Genomic DNA, 20,429 nt, shown 5'->3' with positions numbered 1-20,429 from the left:
TGTTTTTTCAGCACACATCAGGTAGAGTTTGCCATAATAAAAATTTTGAAAGTTATTTTCAGTTATCATTATCTGAAAATGAAATTTCTAAATCTGATTTAGTTGATTTTATTAATTTGACTGTTGATGAAAATTTACTAAAGAGAAAAATTTTAGAGTTAAATTCTAATGGTAAATTAAAAGAATTTCTTTCACAGTTTGAGTCATATGAAAATCAAGTGAATGAAGATTCAGCTATTCCATATATATCAGCTTTAATTGATGTTAGTGATTCGGTAAGTGATGATGGTACAAGTTTTTTTGATGTATTTGGGGCTCAATCTCTTATATATAGATTAATTTATAATTTTCTTTTACGTATTGATGAAAAAGGAAAACGGGGTGAGATATTAGTTGAATGCTTTAATAAATCCAATAACTTTGTGATTATTGCAAAGTTACTTTTATCTGAACAAACGAAAAGGGGTGAAAATAAAGAAACATTGTTAGAGGATTCCCATTATATTTCAATTAAGCAATTGTTTGTAAAAAAGTTAAAAGTTTTAGCATTTTCTAATAAAGAGATTTTATTGGAAAATAATTCACTTTTAACACTTTTATATCGCTGGAAAGAATGGGGCGAAGTACAAGATATAAATACTTGGATAGATTTAGTCTCAACCAATTTTAAAGATTTATTAAAGTTTTTATCTCAAAGCATCCAGTATAGTACATCCTTTGATGGTAAAGTTAGTAAAAAGCATTATTACATTAAAGCTAGCAATATTAATGATTTCTTTGATATTCAGAGAATTGAACAAACAATTAATAATGTTGATAAATCAAAGTTAAGTACTGAAGAAATATATACGATAAAGCTCTTCAATGAAGGTGTAGAGAAATTTCGTAGTGGTAACGAAGACAAGTGGTGATGACTAAAGTTACAAATTAAATAAATTTAAGAAAGGTGATTTGAGTGCTAAATTATTTTTAGATTATCAGTTTTGTTAAATCCCAATTATTAGATTTAACAAAATACTTAATGAAATTAATTAATGTACTGTAATTTAAAAATTTATTTTTAGCATGTGTATCCTTTCTAATCAAAGTTGCAAAAAAGGCGAGTTTATCTCGCCTTTTTTATTACTCAATTCCAAGCAAACGTATCAGTGCCGTGCCAGCGGCTGCCAAGCAAATCACCAATAACAGCGGTACTTTTTTCCAAACCAAGAACAGTGCTAAGCCAACACCAAATATACGCGCGAACCCCGCAAAATGTTGACCTTCAAAAAATGTTGTCGTCACTGCAATCGCACAGAGCAAAACAGTCGCACCGTTTGAGAGTAAAACTTGGTATTTTTCAGAAAATGAGAACTTGGCACCCAAATGAAAACCAGCGAAACGAATCCCATACGTTCCAAGTGCTAGTAAGCCGATACCTAAAATAATTAGTAATTGTTGACTCATTTCTTTCTACCAAATATCAAGCCAAAAAGTGAAATCAGAATTGGAAGTCCTGAGGCCAAAAAAGGTGTGGTGATCAGCGCTAAAGTTGATCCGGCAAATGCAGCTTTTCGAGTAGATTTATTCTTTAAAGCATTAAAAGTAAGTGCAATTAAAATCGCTGGGAAAATGGCATCTAAGCCGAATGTTTTTGGGTCTGGAATAGCACTTCCAATGAAATAACCCGCCGTTACACCAAGTGGCCAACTGAGCATGATGCCTATACCACATAGCCAGTAAGCAGCTTTTTTCGTCTCAAAATTGGGCTGTGCCATACCAAACAAAACGCTTTCATCGTTCATGATATGTGCCCCGAAATATCGAGAATATTTGCCACGGATTAGTTCATTGACCGCAATACCAAAAGGTAGATGTCTTAAATTGACGAGTAGTCCTGCAATCGCTGCTGCAATTGGGCTACCACCTACAGCCAAGAAACCAATAAAAATAAATTCAGCAGTTCCTGCGAGCACAAACACGGATAGACAAAGCGGGATCCAGAGCGCTAAGCCATAACTTGCAGCGAGTGAGCCTAAAGACATACCAACGACACTCGTCGCTAGACACACAAAGAAAATCGAGCGGGTAGTGTCTTTATTAAGTTTTTTAATCAGAGTGTATGTGGACATAGCATGATATAGCGAACGATTTTCCATTATAATGAATAAGTCTGATCGTTTTGTCAAAACGAACGATCGTTTTTTTTATAGAACGGATGTGGTGAATGTCTCAGCCAATCGAAATTATTGCCAAAGGTTTAACGCGTGAACGTCAAAGAGCAGGGCTTTCATTGGCAGAGGTTGCTCGTCGTGCAGGTGTTGCCAAATCGACTCTTTCACAATTAGAAGCGGGCCAAGGTAACCCTAGCATTGAAACCTTATGGGCACTTTGTGTGGCGCTCAATATTCCATTTGCACGGTTGATGGAAGAACCAAGCAATCAGGTACAAGTGATTCGCTGTGGCGATGGGCCAACAGTGAGCTCAGAGATTGCCAATTACAAAGCAATTTTGCTGGCGACTTGTCCACCCCATGCCCGTCGAGATGTTTATTTACTGATTGTTGAGCCAGGCGAAGACCGTCTTTCAGAGCCGCATCCAGTTGGTTCTGTGGAGCATATTATTGTGGTTGAAGGTAAAGCTTTGGTGGGCTTAATTGATGAAGCTGTTGAGCTTGGTGTGGGCGACTATATTTGTTATCCAGCTGACCAGAAACATATATTTAGAGCGTTAGAAACAGGCACAAAGGCATTATTAATTTCTGAACAAAACTAAAGAAAGTCAATCTGATTAAAATAAGAACTAAAAGCCATTTACCAGCATCCCCTACAAAAAGGGCCAATTTTGCGTATAAATTTTGCAATTGGCTCTCTCTTTTATTACAAAAATGGCTCTCGTTTCTTGAGTGCTGAAACGACAAATTAAAGCTATTGGAAGTATGCATACGGAAGCGCCGGATAAGCTCAGTGAATTTTCTGTTTTAGGAATTGGGCAGAACGGCTAAATTTTTAGGGGATATTTTTTGGCTTCGGAGGATTTCCGAGACTAGCCGATATCCTCCATATATTAAGGAAAATGATATGGCAGCTCATCAAAATGGTTCTGAAGCCAATCACTCCCAAAGTTTAAAACATGGACTCAAATCACGCCACCTGACCATGATCTCGATTGCAGGGGTTATTGGTGGTTCTCTATTCGTGGGCTCAGGCAGTATTATTTACAATACCGGACCTGTAGTTTTCTTAACTTACGCTTTAGGTGGTCTACTCGTTTGGTTCATCATGCGTATGTTAGGCGAGATGGCCGTTTTAAACCCTGATAGTGGCTCTTTTTCAACTTATGCTGACCGTGCGATTGGCCGTTGGGCAGGTTTCTCAATTGGTTGGTTGTACTGGTGTACTCTGGCCATGCTCATGGGGTGGGAAGCCTATGTGGCAGGAAAAATTCTAAACAATTGGTTCCCCTTTATACCGATCTGGGTCTATATGGTCGTGGTGATTGGTGCACTGGTTGTCGTTAATTTACAAAACGTGAAAAACTATGGTGAATTTGAGTTTTGGTTCGCCCTCATCAAAGTCATTGCGATTGTTATTTTCCTTGTGATTGGTAGTTTAGCCATCATGCACTTGTGGCCTTGGGGTAATCCGGCTGCTTCTGGTATGAGTCATTTAACCTCTCAAGGCTTTATGCCAAATGGAGGTTCATCTGTTATCACAGCTTTGCTTGGGGTGATGTTTGCCTACATTGGTGCTGAAATTGTTACGGTAGCGGCAGCAGAGTCTGCAAACCCATCGAAAGAAATTCGTAAAGCATCAAACTCGGTGGTTTGGCGAATTATTTTATTCTACGTAGGCTCTATGTTTGTTGCGGTATGTTTGATTCCTCACAACAATGAACTTTTGAAAGATTCAACTTGGGGAACCTATAGCGTAACTCTGTCTGCACTTGGTATTCCGGGTGCGCGCCATATCGTAAACTTTGTGGTTCTAACCTCAGTATGTAGTTGCTTTAACTCAGCTCTTTATACGTGTTCACGTATGTTGTTCTCTTTGGCTAAACGTGGTGATGCACCGAAAAGCTTTGGCTCTGTAAACAGTAAAAGTAGTCCGTGGGTGGGCGTGATTGTGTCATGCTTCTTCTCTGTAATTGCGGTAGTTTTAACTGCAACCGAGAGTATGAATGTTTATGACTTTTTCATGTTAACAACAGGCGCGGCAACACTGTATGTTTACCTGACTATTGCTTATTCTCAGCTTCGTATGCGTAAAAAGTTAGAAGCTGAAGGCGTGAAAATTGACTTTAAAATGTGGATGTTCCCTTATCTAACTTACGTGGTGATTTTTGCAATTATTGGTGCAATTCTTACCATGTTGATTGAAGGCACCTATTTTAAAGAAGTGATTTACACCACAGCTCTGTTTGGGATTATTGTGTTCTTCGGATTGTTGTCTGAAAAACTGGGTTGGGGTAAAGATCGTAGAGCGACCCATTTAACTCATAGTCATGAAGAAAAGTTAGTTTAAATTTTTAAATAAAAAAGAGCCTCACTGTGAGGCTCTTTTTGTTTGTTTTAATAGGGAAGAATCTTTAATTTAGCGTAGGTACACCTGCTTCACGTAAGCATTGAAGCAAGACACCAAAAGCCATCACCATATCTTTTTCATTTACACAGGCAAAGCCCATGAGCAGTCCACGTTCGGCATGTGCATGCGACTGCATGTAATACTGCGAAAGAGGACGAACTTTGACACCACGTTCAAGTGCTGTGGCTGCAATCGCGACATCATCGCAAGAGTTTGGTAGTTTTAAAACTAGATGTAATCCTGCCGCTTCATCATATTCATGAATAAATTCGGGACCAAGATAACGTTGAATTAAGCTCACCAAGTAGTCGCGGCGCTTGCCATAAAGTAGGCGCATACGGCGAATATGTGCTTCATAATGGCCTTCACGAATAAATTCAGCTAGGGCTTTTTGCTCAAGCAAGTGCCCACCACGATAAAGCTCGGCTGCCACAATGCGTAATGGTGAAAATAACGGCTTAGGCACCACTAGATAGCCAATTCTTAAGGATGGATAAATGGTTTTACTAAACGTGCCCATGTACAGCACAGGCGCATCATTTTCTAAACCTTGTAAAGAGGGATAAGGCTGCCCCGAGAAACGGAACTCACTGTCATAGTCATCCTCGACAATCCAGCTATTGTGCTGACGGGCAATCTCAATCAGTTTACGTCGGCGGTTTAGACTTAAATGAGAGCCAAGAGGATATTGGTGTGAAGGTGTAACAAAAATGAGTTTAGGCGGCTTGGCCGGATTTTCCTCAGGAATAATGCCTTCAGCATCGACAGGCATCGGCTGAATATCGAGACCATTAATACGTAACGTATTACGCATTCCCCAATAAGCTGGATCTTCAATCCAGATTTTATCCCCCATATCACTGAGCGCACGCGAGACTAAATCAATAGCTTGGTGAATGCCTTCGGTAATAATAATCTGGTCTGCATCGCACTGGACTGAACGTGCAACACGCAAGTAATCTGCCAACGCACTTCGAAGCTCTATACATCCACCTGCATTGCTATAAATCAGGCGATTAATATCGGGTTCGCGGCTTAAGCGTGCTTGAATACGACTAAAAATATGATGTGGGAACTCAGTCACATCCGGTGCTCCCGGCACAAAAGCGCCCCATTGGTGTGGCGACGCTGCTGCATAGCCTAATAAGTTGGAACCACGCTGCGATAGTGCATAGGAGCTTTGAGCTTTCGGGCTAGAAACCACTTTTTTTTTGTTTTGTGTATTTAAAAAACTCTCTGGTAATTTTTCGGCAACCCATGTGCCATGTCCTGTCCTTGCTTCTAAGTAGCCTTCAGCTTGTAGCTGTTCATAGGCACTAAGCACCGTATTTCTTGAAACATGAATTTCACTGGCTAAGTCGCGTGACGCAGGTAGACGAGTCTTGGGCTGGATGACTCCATCAATAATCGCACCACGCAGGCAACGGAAAAGGCGTTGATGTAGTTTCCCTTCAGTGTCCTGTTGGAGTCGTTGCAGCAAATGATCTCCAAGTAAACTACGCAATTGGCTCTCTCCTACAGTTAAAAAGTGGCTCTCGTCAGTTGGCATCAGACGAGCGAAATTACATGCATAGGCAGTCGTTGTAAAGCACCCTGAAAATTAAGCACAGGATGCAAAAAACCAAAGCTGCAACTGATGATGAAAATATGAGGGAATCAAATGGATAATCAACATTCTGCACTTAACGCACGTAAACAGCAAGCAACTCCACGTGGTGTAGGCGTGATGTGTCAGTGGTATGCGGAAAAAGCTGAAAATGCCACGCTTTGGGACAAGGAAGGCAACCAATTTATCGACTTTGCTGGTGGTATCGCGGTTTTAAATACAGGCCATCGCCACCCTAAAGTGATTGCAGCAGTAACTGAGCAACTTACTAAATTTACTCACACTGCCTATCAAGTAACACCATATGAAAGCTATGTCGCTTTAGCTGAGCGTATTAATGAACGCGCGCCAATTGCGGGTCCTGCGAAGTCAGCTTTTTTCACAACTGGTGCAGAAGCAGTTGAAAATGCAGTGAAGATTGCTCGTTCTTATACAGGTCGTCACGGCATTATCACTTTTGGTAACGGTTTCCACGGTCGTTCATTTATGACGATGGCAATGACAGGTAAAACGGCTCCTTACAAACGTGATTTCGGCGTAATGCCAGCGGGTGTGTTCCACGCGCGTTACCCAGTGCCTGCTAAAGGTATTTCAGTAGACGCGGCAATTGAAAGCGTTGAAGATATTTTCAGTGAAGATATTGCACCACATGATGTTGCGGCAATTGTGCTGGAGCCAGTACAAGGGGAAGGCGGTTTCAATGTTGTGCCAGCTGAGTTCTTAAAACGTTTACGCTCAATTTGCGACAAGCATGGCATTTTACTTGTAGCTGACGAAGTGCAATCTGGTTTTGCCCGTACTGGTAAATTGTTCGCAATGAACTATTACGAGACTAAAGCAGACCTCATCACGATGGCGAAAAGCTTGGGCGGCGGTTTCCCTATTTCAGGTGTTGTGGGCCGTGCAGAAGTGATGGATGCACCAAATCCAGGTGGATTAGGCGGTACATACGCAGGTAGTCCGATTGCGGTTGCTGCTGCGCATGCGGTTATTGATGCGATTGAAGAAGAAAACCTATGCGACCGTGCAAATGAATTAGGTGCAGAGTTAGTCGCTACCCTTAAAGATATTCAGCAAGCAACAGGCGACGTCGTAACTGATATTCGTGCATTAGGTTCAATGGTTGCAGTAGAGCTTGAAACAGCTGAACAAGCAAAAGTTGTACAAAACTATGCAATGGAAAACGGGTTGTTACTTCTTACTTGTGGTAAATACGGTAATGTAATTCGTTTCTTATATCCATTAACCATTCCTGCTGAACAATTCCGTCAAGGCCTTGATATCTTGAAACAAGGTTTTGCAACTCTAAAAGCAGGTAGTGCAAAAGCAATGGAGCAATCTGCATGATTCAAAATAATTTGCAGTATTTATTAAAACATCCTGATATTTCATTAGAAGCACCTGCATCAAATGACTATATCGAGGTGAATGATGCTGCTACAGGTGAAACTTTGGCATGGGTAAAAACCTATGACCGTGCAGGAGTTGAAGCCGCAATTAACCGTTCAGCAAAAGCGCAGGCTGCTTGGAAAAAGCAAACTGCCTTGGCTCGTGCTGATGTGCTATTGGCATGGTACAACCTCATGCTTGAGCACAAAGAAAATCTGGCTCAAATCTTAACAGCTGAGCAAGGTAAGCCATTAGCAGAAGCACGTGGTGAAATTGGTTATGCAGCATCTTTCATACGATGGTTTGCCGAGCAAGCGCGCCGTATTGATGGAGAAGTCTTAACTCCTACGTTGCCAAACCAACGTCTGCTTGTGATTAAGCAAGCAATTGGCGTTACCGCTGCCATTACGCCGTGGAACTTCCCGGCTGCCATGATTACGCGTAAAGCAGGTCCAGCCATTGCTGCGGGTTGTTCAATGTTGGTTAAACCAGCAGAACAAACGCCGTTAACCGCTTATGCACTTGAAGTATTGGCGTTACAGGCAGGTTTACCAGCTGATGTTTTAATTAACATTAGTGGTGATGCGGTTGAAGTGGGTAAAACCCTATGTGAAAGCGATATTGTTCGTAAGTTAAGCTTCACAGGTTCAACTCAAGTTGGCCGTATCTTGATGCAACAATGTGCGCCAACCATTAAAAAGCTTTCACTTGAACTCGGTGGTAATGCACCAGTTGTGGTATTTGACGATGCTAACCTTGAGCAAGCAGTTCAGGGCATCATGGCAAGTAAATATCGTAACAGCGGTCAAACCTGTGTATGTGCTAACCGTATTTATGTTCAAGACGGTATTTACGATGCATTGGCAGAGCGTTTGGTTGAAGCTGTGTCTAAGCTTAAAGTTGGCGATGGCCGTCAAGAAGGTTCAACTCAAGGGCCTTTAATTGATGAAGATGCGATTGCAAAAGTGCAGTCTCACATTGCAGATGCAACTGAGAAAGGCGCAACAGTTCGTATTGGTGGTCAGCGTTCGGCACTTGGTGGTACATTCTTTGAGCCAACAGTTTTAACTGGCGTAACGCAAGACATGAAAGTGTCTAAAGAAGAAACTTTTGGTCCGCTTGCACCACTATTCCGCTTTAAAACTGAAGATGAAGCAGTGGCAATGGCGAACGATACCGAGTTTGGTTTAGCTGCTTATTTGTTTACGCAAAGCACAGCTCGTCAATGGCGAGTAGGTGAAGCACTCGAATACGGTATGGTCGGCATTAACACGGGCGCGATTTCAAACGAAGTTGCTCCGTTTGGTGGCGTAAAACAGTCAGGTCTAGGCCGTGAAGGTTCAAAATTCGGCATCGAAGAATATGTCGAAATGAAATACCTCTGCGTAGACTTATCTGAGTAAGGAATAAAGCGAGTTCGTTTTGTTCTGAACGAAAACATACAGTTATGCTGTATGTGATGTTTCACAAAAAACCGGTCATGCCCATTCATGACCGGTTTTTTTTATTTTAAGTCGATAGATAGCCATCACGACTTTCAGGCAAACGCCTGAGTTCATCAATCAGCGTTTCAATGAGTTTTTCAACCACAAGACGTTGGCCTTTTCTCGAAACATAAACCAATTGCAGCGTACCAATATTCGACTTCCAGTCAGGAAGAATATGAACCAGTGTACCTTTACGAATTTCAGATTCAACGGTTAAAAAAGGAAGGTCGGCAATGCCTAAACCATCCATCACGGCATAGTAAACGCCTGCCAAATCATTACTTTTGATTCGTGGTTGATAAGGCACATCAACCGATTCACCATTACGAATATTGCATAAATGCCAAATAGGATTTTGTTTTTGAGTACCTAAGCTAATACTCGGAAAGTCCTGTAATTCAGAATAATGTTCAATGATGCGACCTTGAAGTAATTCAGGTGAAGCCACCAGACAATGATCGGTTTTAATCACATCGCGAACAATTAAATTCGAATCTTCATTGGGTTCAAAATTGGTACGAATCGCGAGGTCGATGTCATCATGCAAGATATCTACTCGACGGCTGGTTAGCTCGAGTGCGATTTCAACTTTGGGGTAGGCTTTTAAAAACTGATTTAAAATTTTTCTAATTTGAAAATGCATCATCAGAGGTGGGCAACTTACTTTTACCAAACCTTGAGGCTCACTTTTTTGCTTTAATAACACGTTTTCTGCACATTCAACTTGAGTAATAACTTTGCAGCATTCCTCATAAAATTCTTGACCTAAATCGGTCACCTTAAAATGACGTGTTGTTCTTTGAATCAGGCTGACATTAAATTTATTTTCAAGGTCAATAATGCGTCGGCTGAGCTTAGATTTACTAATATTTTCAGCATCACTGGCCGCACTAAAGCCGCCGTGTTTTACGACCAAATAGAAATAATAAAAATCATCAAAAGAGCTTATCAATGTCCGATCAATCCATTTAAATTTAAGATTAGAGCGCTTAAGCACTCTAATCTTGGCAATAGAACTTATTTTTGTGAGGTATTAAAGCTATAGCTTGTCATCAGGTTGCGGTAATCAGGGATATGATTTGAGAACAATGCACCTAGACCTTCCACATCATTACGCCAGTCGCGGTGTAACTCACACGCCATACCAAACCACGTCATAAGCTGAGCACCTGCTTTTGACATACGGTCCCAGGCAGCATCACGTGTTAATTCATTGAAAGTACCAGAAGCATCGGTAATCACAAACACTTCAAAACCTTCAGCGAGTGCAGATAAAGCTGGGAATGCCACACAAACCTCAGTCACTACCCCTGCAATAATCAGTTGTTTTTTACCTGTCGCTTTAACCGCTTTTACGAAGTCTTCATTGTCCCATGCATTGATTTGACCAGGACGTGGAATAAATGGTGCATCTGGGAAAAGTTCTTTTAATTCTGGAACTAAAGGACCATTTGGACCATTTTCAAAACTAGTGGTAAGAATAGTTGGTAAATTAAAATATTTAGCAGCATCTGCAAGTGCTAATACATTGTTTTTAAATTTATCTGGATCGATATCTCGAACTAAAGAAAGCAAACCTGCTTGGTGGTCAACTAAAAGAACCGCAGCATTATCCTTGTCTAAACGCACGTAATCTTGAGCCATTTTTTATGTCCTCATGTTATCAAAATAAATAATCAAAAATTATTGAGTAGGTCGTTATTGCCTAAAATTATGCTAGTTGAGTTTTATGTCGTGATTAAGTCTAAAAAATAGGATTAAGAATTTTAAAAATAGGACGATCTTAAAAAGAGCACATTAAATTCTTAGATTGTCTCATAGATGAAATAATGTGTTGCTAATCCTGATCTATAAACTGCAATTATTGAGGCGTAAAATCAATACCAGTTCAAGAAAATCCTACATATATAGGAGAGATCAGATGAAGAAATTTCTTGGTGCATATCAAAATAACCACATGCATTGGGTGGGTGATGGTTTCCCTGTATATAACCTATTCTCTTATGACCGTTTAGGCCAAACCTTAAGCCCATTTTTGCTACTCGATTATGCAGCGCCTTATACATTCTCGCCAACGACTGAACAGCAAGGCGTAGGTTCGCATCCTCATCGTGGCTTTGAAACAGTGACTATCGCCTACCAAGGTGAAGTGACTCATAAAGACTCAAGTGGCGGCGGCGGAACCATTAAAACTGGTGATGTACAGTGGATGACTGCGGGTGCAGGCGTGTTGCATGAAGAGTTCCATTCTCCTGAATTTGCAGAGCATGGTGGTCTTTTTGAAATGGTGCAATTGTGGGTAAATTTACCTGCTCATTCAAAAATGACGCCTGGAAAATACCAAGCGATTGAAGCTAAGGATATTCCAGACATTGCACTAGACGAAGAAGGCAGTCATTTGCGGGTTATTGCAGGTGAATATGCAGATGCAAAAGGTGCTGCAACTACATTTAGTCCATTAAATGTATGGGATGGTAAATTGGTTAAAGGCCAAAAGCATACCCTCTATGTACCTGAAGGTCACACCACGCTTGTTGTGATATTAGATGGCGCGGTTGTGGTTAATGATGCAAATCGTCTTGAAGGTAAAACCGTTGCGATTTTGTCTCGTGAGGGCGTTGAGTTTAGCTTAAATGCTGAGGAAGACACTAAATTCTTGGTGTTGACTGGCCAACCACTCAATGAACCAATCGAAGGTTATGGTCCATTCGTCATGAATACCAAAGCCGAGATTATGGAAGCGATTAATGATTTTAATCGTGGAAAATTCGGTTCACTCATGCAAGAAGGTTAAATTGTTTAATTGTGCTTAATTGGCTATTAAAGCAAAGTAATAAAAAGCCCGCTATCAAGTGTGAATAGCGGGCTTTTTCGCTGTAAAGATTCTATTTTTATGATGGATATCATTATTGTGTCGGCATTGTTTTGTGTGATTTAGTTCTCATTATTATGCCACCATGATACCGCAAAAAATGATACTTGTAAAACGAATGATATAAATACAGTTAAATTATCTTATTTTATTTAAAAGAATTTTTTTAAATTTTTAAAAAATATAGATTTTTATACAGTCATCCTCTTTTGTAAAATTTTATGAAAAACTTTTGGGCGGATCTGTTAAATTTTTTCTATATAAATTGATGCAAAAAATAAAAATCTGGTAGTTTTTAATACGGTGTTTTTTTGGGGTATGAGTGATAATCAAAAAAATTCTCGAAAAATGGGACATCATTTTGAATATCGCAATTATTGGCAGTGGAATGGCAGGGCTTGCGGCAGCAAGAATTCTGAAAGATGCAGGGCATACGATCACGATATTTGAAGCACTTCCTGGCCGGGGAATGGATAGCCATAGCATTGAGTTCGATGGCGGAATTATTGATGCACCGCTACGTGTGATGAATCCTCACTTATGGAAAAATACACTCAGCCTTGCTGCTCATTTAGGTATTAAGACCTTTCCAGTTCGTACTTATATGTCATGTAGCTGGTTATTCGAAGATCGTACGGAAACATGGTTAACGACATCTCGTAGCCGTATTGGTAATTTCCCGATTATTAATAACCGTAAAGGCATTCAGCAATATGGCTGGCGTCTTGTGAAAGGGATGTTGCAATTAAAAACTGCGATTCACCAGTTTTTCAAATCTAAAAATCAAGATATTACCCTCGCTGAATTTATTAATCAGAACGATATTGAAGAAGTATTCTGGCACGGTGTGGTCATGCCAGTGCTCTATACAATCTGTACGTGTAATCCAAAAACAATTGGCGATTGGCCTGCAAAAAACTTACTTGAGTTTTTACGTCACTTAACTGATGGCGACATGTTATTGCGCATGAAAGGTGGCACACCTGCATTTGTAGATAGCTTGATTAAAGGCATCGATATCCATAGCGGATCGGCAATTAAGAAAGTTGAATTACAAGGCGAAAAAGTACTGGTTGAAAACAGCCAAGGTGAACAGAACTTATTTGATCGAGTCATTGTTGCAACGCCAACATCTAAAATCGATGAGTTTTTAAATCCTGAACAATTTGCAGAAGATATGAACCTGCTTAAGCAATTCCGCTTTGAGCAAGGTGATCTTGTGATTCATACCGATGCGACCGTCATGCCGCCACGCCGTAAAGACTGGTCAGTGCTGAGCTACATGATGGACCGTAAGTTTACGCGTCAGCAATTTACAGTTTGGATGAATGCGGTTGAACCAACACTCGTGGGTAAAAATCCTGTATTCCAAACTTGGCGTCCAGTGGTTGATATTGACCCTAAAAAAGTTATTTCAAAAGTGACTTTAACGCGTGCGGTTGTAGACTCACAAACGGTTGCTTTAAACAAAGAATTGCAACAACGTCATTTAGACCCAAGCCGTAAAGTATTCTACTGTGGTTCATGGTCGTGTGATGGCTTGCCAATTTTAGAGTCAGCAGTTACTTCTGCCATGCATATTGCTGAAATTTTAGGTGCACCTTTACCATTTGTAGGTTTAAAACCTAAGGTGGAAGTCGCCCCAGAACTCGGCTACTAAAATTGTGAAAACAAAAGTTCGAGCAGCTCTCTCTCGATTCATTCCCCATAAATATGCAATTGATGCATCAAGCTTAGGGGATGATGAAGAGCTTGCTTGGACAAATTTGGGTTTTTGGAAAAATACCCAAAACTACCGTGAAGCTTGTCGCCAATTGGCTGACCATTTGGCACAAGCTGTTAATTTAAATTCAAAAGATCATCTCTTAGATTTAGGCTGCGGACAGGGTGCAAGTTTGTTGCACTGGTTACAGCATTACCAGCCTAAAAGCCTCAGTGCAGTTGAATTGCAAACCCAATGTGTTCATAAAATTCAAAAGCTTATTCCCGAAATAAGCCAGATTTTTTGCGGTTCATTTTTAAATTTAAAACAATTTGAATTTAAACAATACTTCGATGTGGTGTTATGTATCGATGCCGCTTATCACAGCAATTTAAATTCATTTCTAGATTCCATCGCTCCAGTTTTAAATTCAAAAGGACGATTAGGTTTTCACTACCTAATGCGTGCCGATTCATGTCAAAACATGACCATTTTACAAGAACAAAAGCATCGTTATTTACTCAAAGCAGCAAATGTCGCTTGGGATGCTGTGCCAAATGAAAAAATGCTCAGAGCTACCTTGGAACAACAAGGTTTTGTCGATATTCAAATTGAAGATTTATCTGAGCATGTATTACTCGGTTTTTCGCAATATATTCAAAATCAACAAGGACAAAAGCAAAGCCGAGGATTGGCAAATTTTAAAATTCAAATGACTGCAAAGTTATGCCAACAACTCTACCAAAATGGATATGTACGTTATATTCAAATCACAGCAATAAAAAAATAGGATGAGCCATGTCAGCCAAATATCAAGGATCGTGTTTATGTGGAGCTGTGAGCTACCAAAGTGAAGCAGAGCCACGTTATAGCTTTAATTGCCACTGTCGAGATTGCCAAAAGGCCACAGGTTCGGCCTATGCACCAATCGCTTTTTTTCACCAATCTGAATTGAAAGTAAGTGGTGAGCTTAAATATTTTGAGACTTTGGGATCTTCTGGGCGACCTATTAAACGGGCGTTTTGCCCGACTTGTGGTTCTCAGCTTTTTGGCTTACCTGAAATTGCGCCTGAAATGATTTCAATACGTGCAGGTACTTTGGATGACCCGAGTCTTTATCAACCTAGAGCAGAGGTGTTTGTGAGCCAAGCCTATGCATGGGATACACTGAACCCCAACCTTAAACACTTTGAAAAAATGATAGAGAAGAGCAAGAAATAAGGCTTAATTAAAAAAGCCAAATATTGCCAAAGTACAGATTAAAGTAAAGCTGACAATGGCGAAAAATAATATGGTTTTTCTAAATTTTAGCTGAGGCATTTTACTTACAATGAAAATAAGGCATGTAAGTATGGTCACTAAAGGTTGAAAAAGATTTGATGGAAAAGTAAACATCTCGTTCATTGTTGTTTTTAAATTTATTCTAGAAATAAAGTAATAAACTCATTATATCGTTTTCTTATTTAATTGACGAACCGAATTTGTTTATAAATTCATATTTTTATTTCAATGATAGTAAATCAAGTTTTAAATTTAAAAGAACCATGTACGCTTTTTCGTACATATATTCGGGAAATTGACCTCTTTTTATGACGTGATAAATTGCCTATGATGAACTCATCAGGAACAGGAAGTTCCGAAACGTAAAACAACAATAATAAGTTTAAGCATCAGGACGTGAGGTATTACAGGAAGTGTACCTAGTAACGAAATACGAAAAAAGCCCAACAGGATGTTGGGCTTTTTTCATTTCTTATTAACGAATTTCTTTGCCACCTAAGGCAGCACAGTTAAATGGTGTATTCCATTTCACAGCAGTACCTGTGAGTACCGGACGAACAATACGCCAAGGCCAGAAGCCAAATCTTTGGCTTTGGTGATAATTAATTACCACATCTGCACCATATTTACGGGCAACGTTAGCTAATTTAGGTTTTACTTCTTCAAAGCCACCATAGGTTCCTTTCGCAGCTTTAATACGTTTAATAGTTTTATAGTGCTCTGCTGAAGGAGTCCCCTCAATTAAGCAAATGGGTGGGTTTGTAGTAGTTTGCATTTGAGCTTGAGATGTAGTGTCTTGAGCATATGTTGTTAAAGGGAAAGCTAGAAATAAAGCGGATAAAATAAAACGAAGTTTCATACTTTTCCGTATTGGTATCTTAATGAATTAAAGTTTATAAAATAGGTCTTATTTATATGACCTTATTTGGTGGCGCATTATAATCTTATCTTTTTCATATTTCTTATTTTAAAAATATATTTTTTTATAAGTTAAGAACGTATATTTTTCTGTTAAAAGAATAAATTGGTTTTAGAAAAAATATTTTGAAGCTCGAGTTTATAATGAATTTTTATCGAAATTTAAAAATATCTTTGTTTAGATGCTATTTGATAATTCTATGTATTCGGCACATGATTAAGAAGGGATTCGCTTCTTGATTGTAAAAAAATATCAAAACTTTGACTCATTAATGGATCAATTTGGCTTTGTATCTTAAAAATAGGTGAAAATTGTTTAATGTAGTAATTCATCCAGTCAGCTTTATTTGAAAAAGCTGAATAGTCTTTAAGTCCTGTATATAATGATTGTAGATTACTTACGATCACATCAATATTAGGATGGACAAGCCAAATCATAATTTCATTAGGTTCTAATGGAGTAGAAAAATAATCTTGTTGGGGCGAAAATTTTTCAATTTTATAGAGTTGTGCTCCCTTGTCATTAGAGCTTGAACATAGCAGTTTACTATTCTCTACTTGATAGAGACCATTTCCAATTTCTGATTCTCTAATAATTCTAGAAATAAGTAAGCAATGGGGCAGATCTTCTATTGAGGGAGTGGGCAGAGTTTTAAAAAGTTTAACAGCCCGGCTTATAACTTGATATTCACCAGATCCAGTAATTATACCATTTTGCCATGAATGCATTTTCAAGATTTTTTCAGGTGAAAATTTAATTATTCCATCTTTTTGTTGGCTAACTTTTTTATTATCTGATGCAACAATAATACTATCGTTTAATTGAATAGCAACAATAAAGGTCATGTATAAATAGGTTAAACAGTTTAAAATATTAACTTAATTATAGATTAGTTTGCATAAAATAATAGGTAAATCATGGCTGGTGGTTCACAAATCATTATTAATAAGAGTGGTATTACGGTTATTACACCCGCTGAGTTCGAAGTAAAAGCGGGACAGCATATATTTAAAGGTGGTGCAGAAGTTGGAGTAAATCTGCAAGGTTTGCCTGCTTATGAAAAGTATGATGAAAAGTTTAATTTATTCCTCCCTTCTGGCAAGCCTTTAACTAATGTGAGTTATAACATTCAATCTAATAATCAAAGTTTTATGGCAGAAACCGATGTGAAAGGGAAAACTAAAAGGATAAATACTAAAGAGGCTGAACAACTTGATATTGATTTAAATTGGTTGAATTTTGAACCTGACGAAAATGATCCTGTGAAATAACTATTTCTTATTCATCATTTAAAAGGATAAATTTTAAAATGGCTGGTTCTCTTGATTGGTCTAGTACAACAAATAATATTGAAAATAGTTGTAAATCAGTAAATTGTGACTGTACTACGATATGGGAATATTACCAACAGATGGCAATGACCCTATTATCTAATAAAAAAGATAATCAAAATTACCGTATAGAACCTGGTTATGAGGCCCGTGCTAGACGAATTGCATCGATCTACGCTCGTATTTATTTAGAAATGTTTCCTTTTACACCGAATCAATCTGTTACTGCAGCGACCTATAGTGGGCGTTTCTATTGGATGGGTCTAGGTGCTTTTGCATCAAAAACAGTTGCTGCTGTATTTGATCATATTGTTTCTAAGACTGGGTCAAATGCAGATGCTTTAATTAAATCGATCAGTTCTGATCATTTTAATCTAAATAGTTTTGGTGTTGCTGGTATTCATACTTTTGCAAAAGGCAATCTATGGCTCTATATGGATATTAGTGTCTGGCATTTTGTTTGGGCGAAATCATCTGCAGATTTCAAAATTTGCGTAAACAACAGAGATACAACAACTTATAAAAAAGTTAAAAGCTCTTTATATAATTTTCCATGGTCTAGTTGTTTAACAACAATTAATAATCTTAAAGCGACAACAGAAATTCATAATGCATTTGAAAATACTTTACCCACAATAGAAAAAATTTTTGCAGCAAATGCTTTAAGAAAAAACAAGTTTAAGTATGCGGCTAATTCTTTGATGTATCATTTATTACAAATTGCAAATCAAGAACAGATCAATATTTTACAAAAAATCGTATGGAATGATTCAATTGTACGAAACGGTGCAGATGTTCAACGTAAAGCTGGCATCCCAAAGGCTGAATTGATTCTCTCCAGTGAATATGATGGAACAATAAAAAAAATACATGCTGTTCGCGGCAATGTTTATTCGTATGAAACTGAATTTGGAAAAAAGGTCAAGTCGTTACCTGAATCTCCAATCAGTACACCACCAAGTGGTACCTTAGTTGAAAATCAAGATAGCCGTATGCGCTGGATTAATTTAGCAGCTCAAAAATATCATCGCTTAATGTTGAGTGATGTTGGACGGCCCTATTTAGAAAAAGAGCTACGTACAATTGCTGGTTGGAATACCAGTAAATGGGATGACGGTCTAAGTCGATTCGATAAGTTATTTATTAAGATAGGAAAAGAGTCAAATGATGGAAAAGGTGGTTAGTTATATATTCCTAATTTTTATTTTTTTAAATTTACAAGCGTGCCATGCACAGCAAAAGGAACAAAAAATGTCTTCTCAATCTGAACTTTACTCATTGAATTTTGGTGTAGAGGGTGAAAAAAAGTTTAAATCTTATATGCAAACAGGTGTAGACCAGCAACCAGCGGGGATGTCTTTTTTTGACCTTACGTGGGAACCTCCGCATTTAGCAAATATAAAAATAGATTTAGGTGAGAATAGTTTTGTTATTAAGAATGTATTTTCGGCAATGGGTACGCGAATTGACTATGCGCAGCAAAATGAAGGTATCCAGATTATTGATGTAACTGCAGGGTTAAATAAGGAAGAGTTTGTTAGTCAAGAACAAGCTTATATGGCCTATAAGGAGCTATTTAGTCAATTACAAAAAGCAGGATGGAAGCAGTATTTTTTTCCAGGGTTAGCTCGGATTTCAACAAAAGATAACATGAAAGCTATGATTGAAGACGGCCTTATTATAGACTCTTATAATGCTCTAACACTTAAAGAGTGGAGTGATTTTTTTAATAAAAAACCAACAGTTTCTACTCGGTTGTATGCTAATGGTATATTAATAGAGTTAAGTATAGATAAAACAAAATCAGAAAATAATAAAAAACAATATATGCTAAGATTTGCAGTACAAACAATTAGATACGTAACAAAAAACTCAATTGAAAATGGGTATGAACTAACAGGAGCTGATTTAAAAAGTGCTTACGATGAAATGGTATTAGTAGATCAAAAAGAAAGAAGTAAAGCTGAAATTAAAGCTAAAAAAGAAGGTTTCCATATTGATGAGTCATATCAGGACCCTGATGTTTGGCAGTATGTAAAATAATCAGATTGCTGAATTTAAATCTATAAAACTAACCTCTGGATTTTCTAGTTGATGAAAAAAATAGTTAGTTATTTCTTTTTATTTTTTATTCTTTTAAATTTACAAGGATGTAATGCTGAGAGAAATAATAAAAAAGCGTTTTCTCAACCTGAACTTTACTCATTGAATTTTGGTGTAGAGGGTGAAAAAAAGTTTAAATCTTATATGCAAACAGGTGTAGACCAGCAATCAGCGGGGATGTCTTTTTTTGACCTTACGTGGGAACCTCCGCATTTAGCAAATATAAAAATAGATTTAGGTGAACATAGTTTTGTTATTAAAAATGCATTTTCAGCAATGGGAACACGGATTGACTATGCACAGCAAAATGAAGGTATCCAAATTATTGATGTGACAGCAGGCTTGAATAAAGAAGAGTTTGTTACTGAAGAGCAGGCTTATAACGCTTACAAAGAATTATTTGAACAGTTACAAAATGCAGGATGGAAAGCATACTTTTATCCATCAGATACTCGTTTTAATAAAAAAGATAATCTTAAAGTTATGCAAGAAGATGGAGTTATTATTGATCCTTATAATTTCTTAACTTTAAAACAATGGAAAGAATATTTTGATAGTAGATCTATAGCGGTAATTAGATTTTATACAAAGGGTATATTAACAGAATTAAGTATGTCTAGAACAAAATCTAAAGAAGATCAAAACCAGTATTTATTAAGATTTTCTGTACAAACAATTAGATACGCAACAAAAAACTCAATTGAAAATGGGTATGAACTAACAGGACCTGAGTTAAAAAGTGCTTACGATGAAATGGTATTAGTAGATCAAAAGGAAAGAAGTAAAGCTGAAATTAAAGCCAAAAAAGAAGGTTTCCATATTGATGAGTCATATCAGGACCCAGATGTTTGGCAGTATGTAAATTAAATTAAATTAAATTAAATTAAATTAAATACTTAATCCTTTTAAACTTAAGTTACTATCTATTTTAGAACTGTTATAGAGATAATATTGCTATAGTAGTTTTTATTTTTAGATAAAATTTTGCATTACAAAATCTACAGACAACAAAAAACCCCATAAATCAAATATTCATGAGGTTTAATGATGGTGCCGGCACACGGATTCGAACTGTGGACCTACTGATTACAAGTCAGTTGCTCTACCAACTGAGCTATGCCGGCGATGTGGAGTGAATTTTACAGTTTCTTAAAAAAATTACAAGCCAAAAAATGA

At 38.0% G+C, this 20,429-nt stretch carries 19 protein-coding genes, 1 tRNA gene and 1 pseudogene; 13 read left to right on the top strand and 8 right to left on the bottom strand.

Going from position 1 to position 20,429, the window contains the following annotated elements; genetic code table 11:
* Positions 1–911, top strand: a pseudogene (locus RFW85_RS03155) (hypothetical protein); the annotation flags it as partial.
* Positions 912–1,122: 211 nt separating this feature from the next.
* Here the strand turns inward: RFW85_RS03155 and RFW85_RS03150 are convergent.
* Both RFW85_RS03150 and RFW85_RS03145 read right to left on the bottom strand, forming a co-directional pair.
* Positions 1,123–1,446 carry an AzlD domain-containing protein gene (locus RFW85_RS03150; RefSeq protein WP_002117414.1) on the bottom strand — a complete coding sequence of 108 codons (324 nt, stop codon included), beginning with the start codon at positions 1,444–1,446 and terminating at the stop codon, positions 1,123–1,125.
* Positions 1,443–2,138 carry an AzlC family ABC transporter permease gene (locus RFW85_RS03145; RefSeq protein WP_309171135.1) on the bottom strand — a complete coding sequence of 232 codons (696 nt, stop codon included), beginning with the start codon at positions 2,136–2,138 and terminating at the stop codon, positions 1,443–1,445. Before RFW85_RS03145 ends, RFW85_RS03150 begins: the two co-directional genes overlap by 4 nt.
* Positions 2,139–2,206: 68 nt before the next feature.
* Between RFW85_RS03145 and RFW85_RS03140 the strand changes: the two genes are divergently transcribed.
* Together RFW85_RS03140 and RFW85_RS03135 are read left to right on the top strand one after the other, a co-directional pair.
* Complete coding sequence (locus RFW85_RS03140) at positions 2,207–2,755, top strand: helix-turn-helix domain-containing protein (RefSeq protein WP_002117406.1); 549 nt, start codon at positions 2,207–2,209, stop codon at positions 2,753–2,755.
* 305 nt (positions 2,756–3,060) lie between these two features.
* Positions 3,061–4,503: an amino acid permease gene (locus RFW85_RS03135; protein WP_227062556.1), complete on the top strand. Its 1,443-nt coding sequence runs from the start codon at positions 3,061–3,063 to the stop codon at positions 4,501–4,503.
* A gap of 64 nt (positions 4,504–4,567) precedes the next feature.
* Here the strand turns inward: RFW85_RS03135 and RFW85_RS03130 are convergent, their stop codons facing one another.
* Complete coding sequence (locus RFW85_RS03130) at positions 4,568–6,067, bottom strand: PLP-dependent aminotransferase family protein (protein WP_032004963.1); 1,500 nt, start codon at positions 6,065–6,067, stop codon at positions 4,568–4,570.
* Between the two features lie 156 nt (positions 6,068–6,223).
* Here RFW85_RS03130 and gabT point away from each other — a divergent pair, with 156 nt between their 5' ends.
* Positions 6,224–7,516 (top strand): 4-aminobutyrate--2-oxoglutarate transaminase, encoded by a 1,293-nt coding sequence (gabT, locus tag RFW85_RS03125; protein ID WP_002117401.1) that lies wholly within the window; start codon positions 6,224–6,226, stop codon positions 7,514–7,516.
* Entirely contained in the window at positions 7,513–8,961 is a 1,449-nt protein-coding gene (locus RFW85_RS03120; protein WP_000615686.1) for an NAD-dependent succinate-semialdehyde dehydrogenase, read from the top strand. Before gabT ends, RFW85_RS03120 begins: the two co-directional genes overlap by 4 nt.
* A 106-nt stretch (positions 8,962–9,067) precedes the next feature.
* On the opposite strand, the gene RFW85_RS03115 is transcribed toward RFW85_RS03120, so the two are convergent.
* Positions 9,068–10,042, bottom strand: coding sequence for a LysR substrate-binding domain-containing protein (locus RFW85_RS03115; RefSeq protein ID WP_309171134.1), 975 nt, complete (start codon positions 10,040–10,042; stop codon positions 9,068–9,070).
* Positions 10,043–10,062: 20 nt separating this feature from the next.
* A complete protein-coding gene (gene ycaC / locus RFW85_RS03110) occupies positions 10,063–10,689 on the bottom strand; it encodes an isochorismate family cysteine hydrolase YcaC (RefSeq protein ID WP_002052204.1) in 627 nt (208 codons plus the stop codon).
* Positions 10,690–10,966: 277 nt separating this feature from the next.
* Here ycaC and RFW85_RS03105 point away from each other — a divergent pair, with 277 nt between their 5' ends.
* The 4 genes from RFW85_RS03105 (at position 10,967) to RFW85_RS03090 (ending at position 14,840) form a co-directional block, all read left to right on the top strand.
* Entirely contained in the window at positions 10,967–11,839 is an 873-nt protein-coding gene (locus tag RFW85_RS03105; protein ID WP_068564491.1) for a pirin family protein, read from the top strand.
* A gap of 439 nt (positions 11,840–12,278) precedes the next feature.
* Positions 12,279–13,577 (top strand): FAD-dependent oxidoreductase, encoded by a 1,299-nt coding sequence (locus tag RFW85_RS03100; RefSeq protein WP_050501297.1) that lies wholly within the window; start codon positions 12,279–12,281, stop codon positions 13,575–13,577.
* 4 nt (positions 13,578–13,581) lie between these two features.
* On the top strand, positions 13,582–14,409 hold the full coding sequence (locus tag RFW85_RS03095; protein WP_309171133.1) for a class I SAM-dependent methyltransferase: 828 nt from the start codon (positions 13,582–13,584) through the stop codon (positions 14,407–14,409).
* A gap of 8 nt (positions 14,410–14,417) precedes the next feature.
* Positions 14,418–14,840 (top strand): GFA family protein, encoded by a 423-nt coding sequence (locus tag RFW85_RS03090; protein ID WP_002117390.1) that lies wholly within the window; start codon positions 14,418–14,420, stop codon positions 14,838–14,840.
* Positions 14,841–15,375: 535 nt separating this feature from the next.
* Here RFW85_RS03090 and RFW85_RS03085 read toward each other — a convergent pair.
* Entirely contained in the window at positions 15,376–15,759 is a 384-nt protein-coding gene (locus RFW85_RS03085) for a hypothetical protein (protein ID WP_309171132.1), read from the bottom strand.
* A gap of 257 nt (positions 15,760–16,016) precedes the next feature.
* Positions 16,017–16,664, bottom strand: a complete 648-nt coding sequence (locus tag RFW85_RS03080; RefSeq protein WP_309171131.1) for a hypothetical protein — start codon at positions 16,662–16,664, stop codon at positions 16,017–16,019.
* A 72-nt stretch (positions 16,665–16,736) separates the two neighbouring features.
* On the opposite strand from RFW85_RS03080, the gene RFW85_RS03075 reads away from it, so the two are divergent.
* Genes RFW85_RS03075 through RFW85_RS03060 form a run of 4 tightly spaced genes read left to right on the top strand, consistent with a single transcriptional unit; the run spans position 16,737 to position 20,120 of the window.
* The gene (locus RFW85_RS03075; RefSeq protein ID WP_309171130.1) at positions 16,737–17,090 is read left to right on the top strand and encodes a hypothetical protein; all 354 of its coding nucleotides are present in this window, start codon (positions 16,737–16,739) and stop codon (positions 17,088–17,090) included.
* A gap of 38 nt (positions 17,091–17,128) precedes the next feature.
* Positions 17,129–18,334 carry a DUF2515 family protein gene (locus tag RFW85_RS03070; RefSeq protein WP_309171129.1) on the top strand — a complete coding sequence of 402 codons (1,206 nt, stop codon included), beginning with the start codon at positions 17,129–17,131 and terminating at the stop codon, positions 18,332–18,334.
* Complete coding sequence (locus RFW85_RS03065; RefSeq protein ID WP_309171128.1) at positions 18,315–19,193, top strand: hypothetical protein; 879 nt, start codon at positions 18,315–18,317, stop codon at positions 19,191–19,193. Before RFW85_RS03070 ends, RFW85_RS03065 begins: the two co-directional genes overlap by 20 nt.
* 51 nt (positions 19,194–19,244) lie before the next feature.
* Positions 19,245–20,120 (top strand): hypothetical protein, encoded by an 876-nt coding sequence (locus RFW85_RS03060; RefSeq protein WP_309171127.1) that lies wholly within the window; start codon positions 19,245–19,247, stop codon positions 20,118–20,120.
* A gap of 181 nt (positions 20,121–20,301) precedes the next feature.
* Here the strand turns inward: RFW85_RS03060 and RFW85_RS03055 are convergent.
* Positions 20,302–20,377, bottom strand: a tRNA-Thr gene (locus tag RFW85_RS03055).
* Between the last annotated feature and the right edge of the window lie 52 nt (positions 20,378–20,429).

Origin of the sequence: Acinetobacter sp. 12966 (assembly GCF_031196995.1) — a bacterium.
Taxonomy (GTDB): Bacteria; Pseudomonadota; Gammaproteobacteria; order Pseudomonadales; family Moraxellaceae; genus Acinetobacter; species Acinetobacter geminorum.
The sequence above is the reverse complement of the archived record's forward strand: the minus strand, read 5'-3'. Positions and strand labels throughout refer to the sequence as shown.